The following is a 12,369-nucleotide window of genomic DNA, read 5'->3' as shown; positions in this document are numbered from 1 at the left end:
TTATTGTTTAAATGTGGGGAACGCGGGGTGAAATAATGCCAATAATTATTATTACCGTCATTGCTGTGGTGGTATATGTTATTTACAGAAAATTTAACCCTAAAAATGTGCAGCATGCTGTTTATGATGTTAATGAAATTCCGGTATATAACAGTACCAGAACGGGTCCTGTAAGGAACAATGAAAATGGTGATTCCGATGATAAAGAGTCAGGAAATGATACGACTGCCGGATCATCGGGAAAGTCTTATTCATCATTTAACAATGCTACGCTGGAAATAAATGGATTTGTGGTTCGTGATGCTGAACCAAAGCAGGTTTCGGCTGCTCAGCTTCTGAGAAACAAGGAAGCGGAAAACTCTTCGGAGTATTGGGCAGAGGTGGCAAGGCGTGAAGCTGCTGCCGCGGCACGAGCTGATCAAACCAGGGGGACTGTTGGAATTCCGGCTACAGAAACCGGGAATCTCATCAGTTATGCTCAAAAGGAGTTTAATTTTGAGGGCGTAGAGACGGATATGTTCACCGGGAATCAGATTCATCCTTTTGAGGATACATCCTCATATAAGTCTGATTCGCCTGAAGGTGGATGGTCTGACGCTGATAGTTTTGCAGGCACTGTAGTTCTTCCTGAAAACCATAATATGGTTGAAGAAGAAAATAAAAAAGAGCCGGAAACTCCGGTTTATACAATGGAAGAGAGAGCGACTAATAAGGCGGAAGATATGGCGAAAAAAGCTAAGAAAAAACTCGGGAATTTAAAGGACAGTATTCTTATTGGGGTTTTCAAGAAAAATGAAGTGAACTTTGGGGTTGATGTAAATACCGAAGGTACTATCATCAGAAAACCATTTGTTCTTAAGAAACCATTATCCATTCTTGCTGTTTCGGATAATCCCGATGATATTGAGAAATTAAGGACGATGGCAGAATCTGCCGGAGCAAAGATTGATTTTGTTGAAAATGGAATGAAATGCCTCGATACAGTTAAAGGCAGTGAATATGACATACTTTTCATTCCGAGATATATGCCGAGAATGGACGGTATTCAGACTATTAAAAATCTGAATAATATGCCTATGAATCGATGCTATAACTCGAAAGTATACGTTATTATCTCCGAAGGCTTTGAAGAGAATGAGAATGAAGAAGTTCTTAAAGCTAAGGGATTCACAGGCGTTATAAGAAAACCTTTTGGTAAGTATGTTTTTAATAATCTTCTTATCAAGAATTCTGAAGAGTCAGCCCTTCCTGATGATATTGAACTTGTGAAGATCATCAAAGCTGTTGCTGTTCAGGAAGAGAAGCTTCAGATTGGTGGAGTTCTTCTTAGTAAAGGTCTTGAAACCTTTGGTGGAAATATCAAGAATTACAGGCGCGCGGCTTGCAAGTTCTGCAGAGATTTTGAGAAGGATTCATCGGCGCTGCTTAGAACACTCAATGAAGAAGATCAAAATGGTTATATGAATACAGCGAGAGATCTCAGAGATAAGGTTGATGGTCTTGGGGCTGCTTATCTTGCTGATATGTTCGATGATCATGTAAATATAGCAAAGGAAGATTCGCTTGAAGTCGCTGCTATGAACTGGCGTAATCTTGTTCAGAAGTGGCGTGAAGTTACTGACAGTTTTGAAATATGGCTTGGCATTCATGAGACAGGTGCTAAGTATGAATATCCTACAGGAACAAACGGCATTCTCATATGTGACAGAGATTTAAAGGCTATGCTTTATAAGGCTCTTGTTTCAATGGATCAGGGAAATATCACATCAGAAGCCAGAGATATTCTGGAAACTGCCGCTGATTATGATATGAGTGATGAGAAGAGAAAGATGCTTTATGATATACTTCATAACATCAATCAGAAGAAGTTCCAGAATGTTAAATCAATAACCAGAAAGTTTGTTCAAACATTGTCATCATAGGATGGCATGCCTGAACAGATGATTTAATCATCAAATTCAATATTTTCAGGAAAGATTTTATGAATCTTTTTCCTGACACGTTCATATCTGCCGGAAGTAATATCAGGAGATGAGGGCATAGAGTATTTGAACTCGTGCTGCTCTGACACATATTCTTCCGGCAGATATTTCATTATATGCTCAAAGAGATTGATGTCATAAATATTGGATAGGATGGCTATCATTTCAGGTGTCGGATGAGTTCTGCCTGTTTCATAACTACTGTATGTTTGTCTCGAAATGTGAAGCACGGCGGCAACTTCTTTCTGTGTGAGATTTCTGGCAACTCGGGCTTTCCTTAGGATTTCACCCCAAAATATAAGATTATCCATGTATTTTTCTCCTTTTACTCCTTTTTTTTGATTGAAATTTATGTTAACATATAAAATTAGAATTAAAGCATTTTGGGATCGAAATGTACAAAAATCGGATCGAATTCTGTGAAAAATTGATTATTAACGAATTATATCCTGTTAAAAATACATATTTCCGGATTGAATCCGGGAAAAAGTAAGATCGATTTTTCAAATGGAAAATTATCGGTCACAGGAGTCTGGAAAAAGGAGAATATTATGAGCCGCGCTGATAAATTATTTATAGATATGTGTACTGACATCATTGAGAATGGATATAGCACTGAAGGAGAAAAGGTCAGGCCGAAATGGGAAGACGGAACTCTTGCATATACCATAAAAAAATTCGGTGTGGTCAACAGATATGATCTTGCGGAAGAATTCCCGGCAATTACTTTAAGAAAAACATATATTAAATCGGCTATTGATGAAATATTATGGATATGGCAGAAAAAGTCCAATAATATCCATGATCTTAATAGCGAGATATGGAATGAATGGGCTGATCCGGATGGCTCTATTGGTAAGGCTTACGGTTATCAGCTTGGAATTAAGCATCAGTACAAAGAAGGCATGTTTGATCAGGTTGACAGAGTGATCTATGACCTTAAGAATAATCCTTACAGCAGAAGAATCATGACCAATATGTATGTTCATCAGGATCTTCATGAGATGAATCTTTATCCGTGTGCATACAGCATGACATTTAATGTTACGGGAGACCGCCTTAATGCTGTTCTTAATCAGAGATCTCAGGACGTTCTTGCGGCGAATAACTGGAATGTTGTTCAGTATAGCGCCCTTCTTATGATGATAGCGCAGGTTACGGGATTTAAACCGGGTGAGCTGGTTCATGTCATTGCGGATGCACATATTTATGACAGACATATTCCTATCGTTAAGGAACTCATAAAGAGAGAAACATATCCGGCGCCAAAGGTAACACTTAATCCGGATATCAAGGATTTCTACGAATTTACAGTTAAAGATTTCACTATAGAAGATTATGTTACAGGACCTCAGGTAAAAGATATACCTATAGCTGTATAATCTTATAAATCAGTTTGACGGAGGATGAAAAATGAAAGCAATAGTTGCTGTTGATAACAATTGGGCAATCGGTTTTGAAAATGACCTTTTGGTAAGAATCCCAAGCGATCAGAAGAGGTTCAGAACCATAACCACAGGGCATGTGGTTGTACTCGGAAGAAAGACATTGGATGGATTTCCAAATGGACTTCCGCTGAAAAACAGAACCAATATCATACTTTCTAAAAATCCGAATTTTAAAGTGAAGGATGCAATCGTTGTTGATGGCATTGATTCTCTTAAAGAAGTGCTGAAAGATTATGATGATGATATCTTTGTTATCGGTGGTGCTAGTGTCTATAAAATGCTTATAGACTACTGTGATGAGGCATTTGTAACAAAGCTTGATTATGAATATCAGGCGGATGCTTATTTCCCTAATCTAGACGAACTTCCGGGCTGGGAAATGGTAGAGGAGAGCGAGGAAGAAACATGCTTCAGTATTGAATATACTTACCAGAGATATGTTAATAAAACTCCTCAAAGATTAGTATAAACGGGTTGGTTTTTTGACTGAAATATGATATAATAATTTATCGTTTGCAGATATGAGTTGAAGGGTCTGCCGGCGTTGGAATTGAAGCTTTATATGATTTGGGGAGGGAAGTAAATGGCAGATCTGTTACTTACAACCGGTGATAATTTTGAAGGGTATGAAATAACCGATTACCTGGGCTTTGTAGTAGGTCAAGCGGTTTATCAATCAAGTTTTATAAAAGGTATTGCAGCTGATATACCGGGATCTGAAAATCAGGATCTTGGCGATCTTAACGATTGCGATGATGAGGTTAAGAAAAATCTCATTAAGAATGCAAAGTCAAAAAGAGCAAATGCCATCATTGGTATCGAGATGAAATATGCTCAGCTTGCATCAGGTTCATTTGCTGTGCTTATGACAGGTACAGCTGTAAGAATCAAGAAGAAAGAAAATGTGATACCGGATGTTCACAAAGAATTATTTGTAACGAATTATTATACGAGACTTGTCCCTAGACCTGTTAAGGTAGTGGCAGAATGCAGAAATGATGATGTAAATCTTTCGGTATGGTTTTACAATTATAATCTTGACGATATAAATGCTGTAAGAGCTGATATAGAACTTACAAACTTATATGATGAAAAACTTGTTATAAAGGGTGTGGATCTGGTGATTGATAAGGGCAACATTTCCCTCATCAAATCAGATTATGTACCATGCGATCTTTCGGCAAATGATATTAAGCTTTTGAAAGATGCAAAAGTAATTATCAATAAATATGTTACACCGCGAGGTGTATTTGCTTGTAATGACAGTCCGATCAATGTATCGATGAGCACAAGAAGACTTGAGGCGCTTAAAGCTAAGAGAGGTATTGATGCTGTAGAAAAATATAGAACTGACGGAATGATCTGGACTTGCAACTGTGGTCATGTTAATGAAGCCGGCAATACTGAATGTATCGTCTGTGGTCGTAAGCAGGATGATATCAGACTTAATACCAAGTTTGATTACGAGAAGATGATCGAAGAGATGAAGGAAAAAGAATATGTCAATGAACTTAAAGATGTGCTCATGAGTTACATCAAAGATATTGATACTAAGTACAGACTTCAGCTTCTCGAAATTATGGAATCAGGGCAGATATACGAAAGAACTCGAGGCAACATGAAGGATAGTGTTATCGAGAAAGTTGAGAAGGTTTTCGAAGATAATTAATAATAAAGACTTGATATGAGGTGATTCTAAGTGGGTTCAGGATTAAGCATGGCCAGCGTAAATAAAATAAAAGAACTGGCTGCGGCTCGCAACTATGATGTTGCAGTCGATATCTTGGATGCGCAGGATCTTGAGAAGTCACTCAATCCACAGTTTGTCAGAACTTGCGGAGAGATATATGAAAATGTAGGCCGTTATGCTGATGCCAGAAAACAATATGTAAGAGCGCATATTATGGCGGACGGTAACAGCAAAGTTTTGCAATCTCTTGTGGTTTTGTATTTAAAAAGAGGCTTTAAAGATCTTGCTCAAAAATATTATGAACATTATATTTTCATCGAGAGCAGTTCCCAGAGAAAGATCGATGACCTTACCTATATTATGAAAAAAGCAGATAAGGCTCCATACGAGGAGCTTTATGACCTTCTCTATCCATACTACAGAGACAATATGGATGAGGATTGGAGCTTTGAACTGATTCTGTTATGTCTGCTTATGGATAAGGATGACATAGATGTTGTTATTTCAGACTATATGGCAACATTTAAGACAAGTAAGAATATAGATATTCTTTACGAAGTTATCCAGAATAGGGTTAAGATTGCTAAGTATTTCGATATTTTTAATGCGGAAGAAACGGAAGATGATGATCCGGAAGAGGAAGAGGTAAGAAAGATTGAAGCTGCACAGCTTGAGAAAGATTACCTTGTCAGAAATCCTAAGGATCCGGAAATACTTCTCATGGTAGATGACCAGTTTGCGGAGTTGTCTAATAAGCAAAAACGTAAGTATCGTAAGAAGAATCTCAAAGAGGTTCTTGGCAATAAAAAAGATGCTGATTCCAATCAAACATCAGAAGACGGTGAACCAGTAGAAGGTGAAAATGCAGTTACGAGTGCTGCAGAAAACCTTAAAAAAGGATTTAAGAGGATGATTAAGCGAACATTGAAGCGTGATGAATCATCCGATGAAAATACAGAAGAATCAGAAGCATCCGAATCAGAGGAAGGAAAAGCTTCCGAAAAGTCGAAGGAAGATATTTCTGAGAAGAAAAATGAATCAGAGAAGACCGGTGAGGCTTCGCCAGAAAGTGATGATGAAGTCAAAACAGGACCTGTTGGTGAAGTGTTTGCAAAGACGGCAGTTTATACTGATGAGATGGCAGGTGCGATAGTCTTTGAAGAAGCTGAAAAAGCAAAACAATTAGCTGAAAAAGCCAAGAGTGCTAAGAAATCCGAGAAAGATAAAAAAGCACAAGAAGATAAGGCTGAAGAAAAGAGAGAAAAAAAGACTAAAGAAAAGACTAAAGAAAAGACTGAAGAAAAGGCCGAAGAAAAGGTTGAAAATACAGCTGAAAATTCAGGGAAAGCCGGCCAAGAAGAGTCCAAGTCAGAAGATGATTCTTCGGGCGATGAATCTTGGAAGAAGGCATTTGAAGAAGTATATAGTCAGGTTATGGGCAAGTCTCTTGGTGAAGAGATTTATCCTGATAAAGAATCCGGCGAGAAAATATCCGGTGCTGAATATATAGATGATGCTGAAGTGAGACTTAAAGAAGAAGCTGAAGCACGTCTTCGTGAAGAGGCAAGACTTCGAGAAGAAGCAATGCTTCAAAGACTGGAAGCGGAGGCGAGAGCCCGCGAAGAAGAAAGACTCCGTGAGGAAGCACGTCTCAGAGCGGAAGCAGAAGCAAGAGCCCGCGAAGAAGAGAGACTCCGTGAGGAAGCACGTCTCAGAGCGGAAGCAGAAGCAAGAGCTCGCGAAGAAGAGAGACTCCGTGAGGAAGCACGTCTCAGAGCGGAAGCAGAAGCAAGAGCTCGCGAAGAAGAGAGACTCCGTGAGGAAGCACGTCTCAGAGCGGAAGCAGAAGCAAGAGCCCGCGAAGAAGAAAGACTCCGCGAGGAGGCTCGTATTCGTGAAGAGGAAGAAAGGGCTCGTGAAGAGGCTGAAATCCAGGCAGAGGTACAGAGACGATATGAAGCTCTTATTAATGCCGGACTGAATATTGAAGACAACTCTGAAGAAGAGGAAGATTATTCCGATGCAGAGTTTTATGAAGAATATACCGGAACATCTAAAACTGAGATGATTTCGGATGATGAAGAAACTGATGATACATTATATTCCGGCAAGTCATATGATGGAAATGTTGAGGATTCCGATGAAGAATCCTTGGATGATCATATAACAAAGGAAAGTATCTTTAAGGTGGGTGATGAAAGCACTGAAGAGGAATTAAGTTCTGACAGAGAGAGCATTTTCAAAGTTGGAAATGATTCCGATGAAACAGTGGATGATATTAAATCTGAGGATTTAAATGAATCGGCTGAAGAATCCGGCGATAACAACACAAGCTCTGACGATATGAGAGACTATTTCGCTAAATTCGTTGCTATCATGAACAGACAAGAAAATGATGATGACGATTCAGAAGAAAGTAGTGAGTTGGGTGAGACTGAAGATTACTTAAAAGAGCAAGTTGTAAAACAGGATACTGTAAGTTCTGCCGAAGAAAATGAAAATACTAATGAAAACTATGGAAATACTGAATCAGTAAGTGATGAGGAACCGGTTGAAAATGACGGTGCTGAATCAGAGGTTCAGGATGAGAGAAACTATGAAAGTGATAGCTCAGCTGCTGAAGAAACAGGTGAGTCAGAAGAAGAACAAGGTGACGAAGAGAGCATGAGGGAATTGAAACCTGAAACAAATATTGACGATCTTATTTCGTATGATTTTGATGATGGATTTGCTCCGGAATCCGATTCCATAGCGGAACTTGATGATGAAGGAAGTCTTGATTTTGCAAATCCATTTGACAGCATTAATGCTTATAAAAAGGATGAGGAAGAGAAGAAGATTTCCGAATCTGAAAGTTCTGATAAGTCGTTTGATGATCTTAGGATTGGACTTGAGATTGATAATGTTGATAAATCAACATCATATTATGAGCCTGATGAACAAGAAGAAGACATCAGAGATGTTATAGAAGACGAAGATAGTATCCTTGAGAAGATTAAGGCTGCAGCGCTTTATAATACTGCAAGTATTGAACTTGAGTATGGCGATGACGAAAAAGACGAAGACGAATCCGAAGAAGTAAATAGTTTGGATGAAGATCAGGAATCTGCTGCCTCTGAAGATTATTCATCAGAAGCAAGTCATGAATCTGAAGAAGGAACATCAGAGGAGTATAGTACAGAAACAAGTTATTCATCAGATGCAAGTTATGCATCGAAAGATGGAACAACAGAAGAATATGCTTCAGAGACAAGCTACTCATCAGATGCAAGTTATGCATCAGAAGATAGCGCAACAGAAGAATATGCTTCAGAGACAAGCTACTCATCAGATGCAAGTTATGCATCAGAAGATAGCACAACAGAAGAATATGCTTCAGAGACAAGCTATTCATCAGATGCAAGTTATGCATCGGAAGATAGCACAACAGAAGAATATGCTTCAGAGACAAGCTACTCATCAGATGCAAGTTATGCATCAGAAGATAGCACAACAGAAGAATATGCTTCAGAGACAAGCTATTCATCAGATGTAAGTTATGCATCAGAAGAATATGCACAGGAAGAAAAGAGTTATACATCTGAACCTGTAACAGAATATGATTCGCATAAATCGGATGTAACAGAGAATGCTGATCATGTAGATGATAATAAATTTGAGAGTTCTGTTGGAAAGGTTGACAGATTATTTGAAGCCTCGGCTGATTCGGATGAGGTAAAAGATGATTACGATTCAAGTGCTGGCCTGAATGGATTATATTCCGGCGGGTCAAATGGATTTTTCAGTGATAGAAACGGTAAGTCGTTTGATGCGGATTCAAGTGATAGTTACAGCTATCAGGGAGATGGAACATCTATTGGTATATCGGGATTTGATGGAATCCTGAAGGCATCACCTAAGGGTGACGATTATCCGGAATTCAGTTCATCTTTATTCCCTGGTCTTGGCAGGGGAACTGTTGAAATCAAAAATGATTTTGATGAGGTTGCTAAGAAGGAAAGCGAAAAGCTTGATGAACAGCTGAAAAAAGAAGAAGAAATGCAAAAACAGGCAGAGGAACTGCTTGCATCACTTGGAATTAAACTGTAATTGGTATCATATAGATCAGAAGGAGGTAACTTAGGTGGCGATCGATCAAAGAGAGGCCCTGATTGAGGCAATCAGGAAACAGGTTGAAAAAGAAAGGGCAGAAAAGGCGGCGAAGCTTAAAAAAGAGCAGGAATCTATGATGTTTGCGAAGGGCGGAGCGGCTGTTAAAGAAAAGAAAGAGTCATCAAAGCAGAAGTTTAAAACTCTTTCGGCAGAAGATCTTGCACGTATCGAAGAGAAAAAGAGAAAGAAACGTGCGGAAGCAATGGGTATGACACTTGAGGAGTATGAGAGAAATATGAATGCTCCGCTTGAGCCTGAACCGGCACCGGAAGAGAAGGAAGCAGCAGAAGAAGCTGAAATGATGAGCAAGATAGCCGAAAAGGCTAAGGCAGATGCCAAGGCTAAGGCTGAAGAAGAGGCTAAGGGCGGAATTGGTCTTAAGACTAAGCTCGATGGTGGTCTCGGACAATATAAAGAAAGTGGCGACGGTCTTGGTAAGATTGGCGGAGGCGGACTCAACGCTGACATCGACGTTAAGGTTGTCGATGATTCTAACAATAAATTCTCTTCTGATGGTACTAGAACCATAAGTGGAAATAAATCCGGATGGGTTGCATCTGAAGATGGAACTAGGAAGAAAGAAGAACTTGATAGTATTCTTCCGGAGAATAGAACTACACCTACAAGCGATGTTAATACAATGTATGACATTGATGATGAGGATACACAGTTCGAAGATCAGCTTAAGAGTAATAATTACGAAGCTGCATTTGATAATAAGACTGTTGAAGATATCATTCCGGATGAACCTAAGAAGAAGGCTGAAGAGAAGAAGGATGATAAGATTAGTGCAGCAGATGCTGCAGCTGAAGCAGCTAAGAAGGCAACTTCAGGTATTGAACGTGCTGAGGCTGAGAGACAGCGTATAGAAGCTGCAAGACAGAAAGCAGCAGCTAAGAAGAAGGCTGAAGACGAAGCTAAGAAGGCAGAGGAAAAGGCTAAAGCTGAAGCAGAAGCTAAGGAAAGAGAAAGACTCCTTAAGGAAGCTGAAGAGAAGAGGAAAGCTGCAGAAGAAGCCAGACTCAAGAAGAAAGCTGAAGACGAAGCAAATAGAAAGGCTCTTGAAGAGAAACGTAAGAAGGCTGCAGAGGAAGCAAGAAGGAAGACTGCAGAAAAGGCACGTAAGAGAGCAAGAGAAGAAGCTGATAAAGAGATCGAAGAAGCACGTAAGAAGGTCGAGTCAGCTAATAAAGCTATCGAAGAAGCAAGAAAGAATGAAGCAGAAGCAACTAAGAATCTTGGAGGCATGCTTAAGGGTATTGATGATGAGATCAACATCCTTTCAGCTGAAGAGTCAGGTATAGATGCTGAAGCTGATATCACAGCTAAGAAGCTTGCAGAAGCTAAGAATAGATATGAAGCTGAGAAGAAGGCTGCTGCAGAAGCAGAAGCTAAGTTAAAGGCAGAAGCAGAAGCTAAGGCAAAGGCGGAAGCGGAGGCAAGAGCTAAGGCAGAGGCTGAAGCAAAGGCTAAGGCAGAGGCTGAAGCAAAGGCAGAAGCAGAAGCTGAACGTAAGCTTGAAGAAGAAATAGCTAAGAAGCATGCTGAAGAAGATAAGAAGATTGCGGCTGATGAAGCTTTATATGAGAAGGTTATAAAAGAAGGTAAGGCTAAGGCTGAAGAAGTTAAGAAGAATATTGCAGATTCTGAGAAGAAGATTGCTGACAGTGAGAAGGCTATTGCTGAACTCCAGAAGACTATCGCTGCTCAGAAGAAAGCTATCGAAGATGCTAAGAGTGCTGACGCTGAAACAGCTAAGGCTGTTGACGCAGCAGAGAAGAAACTCGAAGAGTCTAAGAATAAGAAGGAATTCCTTTCAAAGAAGCGTGCTGAAGAAGCAGCTAAGAGAAAGGCAGATGCTGAAGCAAAAGCTAAAGAAAGAGCTGCACAGAGAATCAAAGCAGCTGAAGCAGCTAAGATGGCTTCTGAAGATAGTACTAAGAAAGTATCTGATGAAGAAACAAAGCTTAAGGCTGCAAATGCCGCTAAGATTAAGGCTATAGAAGAAGAGTTAAAGAAACTCGCTACAGAATCAGTTAAACTTGCTGATCAGGCTTCGAAGAAGAAAGAAGAGCTGAAGGCTAAGAAGAAAGCTGCTGAAGATAAGAAGAAGGCAGCTCAGAAGAATGCAGAAGATAAGGTTGCTGAGTTCAAGAAGAAAGCTGCTGAAGCTATGAAGATTCTTGATGAAGCAAAGGTTGCTCTTACAGCTGCTGAGAAGAAGGCTGAAGAAGCAGAAAATGCAAGTATGGATCTTACAAGAGTAGTTGGAGGAAGCGGACTTCCACTTGCTGCATACTATCTTGAGAAATACACAGCTACTGAAATCGGTCAGGAAATCATCGATGCATTTAATGAAGTTGCCGATAACCCAACAGACAGAGACCTTGTAATCCTTGGTCGTCAGGGATTCGGTTCTATCGGAGTCGGAGAAGATTTCGCGCGAAGCTTCTATGATATGGGAATCTGCAATTCTAAGAATATTGCTAAGATTAAGGCTCAGGCTCTTAATAAGCTTGATATGACAAAGCTTGAAGGTGCTATGAAGAAGCTTGAAGGTGGATGTATGGTCATCGAAAACGGCGGTCTTTTAACACCATCAAGACTTGAAGAAGTAATAGCATTATCAAAGGCTGACAAGCATGATGTAGTTATCATACTTACAGGTGAATTTGATTCTGTTTCAAAACTCCTTGTTAAGTCAGATGTTATCGAGTCTGAATTTACTAACCTTATTCAGCTTAACATGATCGATAATGATGACATGGTTGGTATCGGTAAAGGATACTGCGTACAGAGAGGATACTCAATCGCTGAAGATCTTGAGAGCAAGTTAAGTAATATATTCCTTGCAATGGAGACAGGAAATATCGACAGACTTATGAAGACTGTTGATGATGCGATTGCTAAGTGTGACGAAAGAGAGAAGGCGAGCGGAAACGAGAAGAAACTTCTTCTTGTTGGAGACTTTGCTTAAAAATAAGAAATCATTTATTGAAAAAGAGTACGCCGACACGTATAATGGATGTGCCGGCGTTTTCTTTATGCTTTTTTAGATAAAAACGCCTTATTAAGGATAATTCTAAGAGGATTTCAT

The 12,369-nt window shown here is 39.6% G+C and carries 7 protein-coding genes; 6 read left to right on the top strand and 1 reads right to left on the bottom strand.

Annotation, left to right across the window (positions count from 1 at the left end; all coding sequences use genetic code 11):
* Window positions 1–35: 35 nt before the first annotated feature.
* On the top strand, window positions 36–1,922 hold the full coding sequence (locus B5D25_RS00245; RefSeq protein WP_159444038.1) for a response regulator: 1,887 nt from the start codon (window positions 36–38) through the stop codon (window positions 1,920–1,922).
* A gap of 23 nt (window positions 1,923–1,945) precedes the next feature.
* On the opposite strand, the gene B5D25_RS00240 is transcribed toward B5D25_RS00245, so the two are convergent.
* Window positions 1,946–2,293, bottom strand: a complete 348-nt coding sequence (locus B5D25_RS00240) for a helix-turn-helix domain-containing protein (protein WP_078785743.1) — start codon at window positions 2,291–2,293, stop codon at window positions 1,946–1,948.
* A 240-nt stretch (window positions 2,294–2,533) separates the two neighbouring features.
* Here B5D25_RS00240 and thyA point away from each other — a divergent pair, with 240 nt between their 5' ends.
* The 5 genes from thyA (at window position 2,534) to B5D25_RS00215 (ending at window position 12,249) form a co-directional block, all read left to right on the top strand.
* Window positions 2,534–3,364 (top strand): thymidylate synthase, encoded by an 831-nt coding sequence (gene thyA, locus B5D25_RS00235; RefSeq protein WP_078785742.1) that lies wholly within the window; start codon window positions 2,534–2,536, stop codon window positions 3,362–3,364.
* A 31-nt stretch (window positions 3,365–3,395) separates the two neighbouring features.
* On the top strand, window positions 3,396–3,899 hold the full coding sequence (locus B5D25_RS00230; RefSeq protein WP_078785741.1) for a dihydrofolate reductase: 504 nt from the start codon (window positions 3,396–3,398) through the stop codon (window positions 3,897–3,899).
* 114 nt (window positions 3,900–4,013) lie between these two features.
* Window positions 4,014–5,099, top strand: coding sequence for a heavy metal-binding domain-containing protein (locus B5D25_RS00225; protein WP_078785740.1), 1,086 nt, complete (start codon window positions 4,014–4,016; stop codon window positions 5,097–5,099).
* 30 nt (window positions 5,100–5,129) lie between these two features.
* Entirely contained in the window at window positions 5,130–9,209 is a 4,080-nt protein-coding gene (locus tag B5D25_RS00220) for a tetratricopeptide repeat protein (RefSeq protein ID WP_078785739.1), read from the top strand.
* 34 nt (window positions 9,210–9,243) lie between these two features.
* A complete protein-coding gene (locus B5D25_RS00215) occupies window positions 9,244–12,249 on the top strand; it encodes a hypothetical protein (protein ID WP_078785738.1) in 3,006 nt (1,001 codons plus the stop codon).
* Window positions 12,250–12,369: the final 120 nt, after the last annotated feature.

This window comes from Eubacterium ruminantium (genome assembly GCF_900167085.1).
GTDB classification, from domain to species: Bacteria; Bacillota; Clostridia; order Lachnospirales; family Lachnospiraceae; genus Eubacterium_Q; species Eubacterium_Q ruminantium.
The sequence above is the reverse complement of the archived record's forward strand: the minus strand, read 5'-3'. Positions and strand labels throughout refer to the sequence as shown.

Excerpts from the sequence above, each read along its gene's own strand:
- B5D25_RS00245 (WP_159444038.1), top strand. The coding sequence starts at position 36 with ATGCCAATAATTATTATTACCGTCATTGCTGTGGTGGTATATGTTATT.
- B5D25_RS00240 (WP_078785743.1), bottom strand. The coding sequence starts at position 2,293 with ATGGATAATCTTATATTTTGGGGTGAAATCCTAAGGAAAGCCCGAGTT.
- thyA (WP_078785742.1), top strand. The coding sequence starts at position 2,534 with ATGAGCCGCGCTGATAAATTATTTATAGATATGTGTACTGACATCATT.
- B5D25_RS00230 (WP_078785741.1), top strand. The coding sequence starts at position 3,396 with ATGAAAGCAATAGTTGCTGTTGATAACAATTGGGCAATCGGTTTTGAA.
- B5D25_RS00225 (WP_078785740.1), top strand. The coding sequence starts at position 4,014 with ATGGCAGATCTGTTACTTACAACCGGTGATAATTTTGAAGGGTATGAA.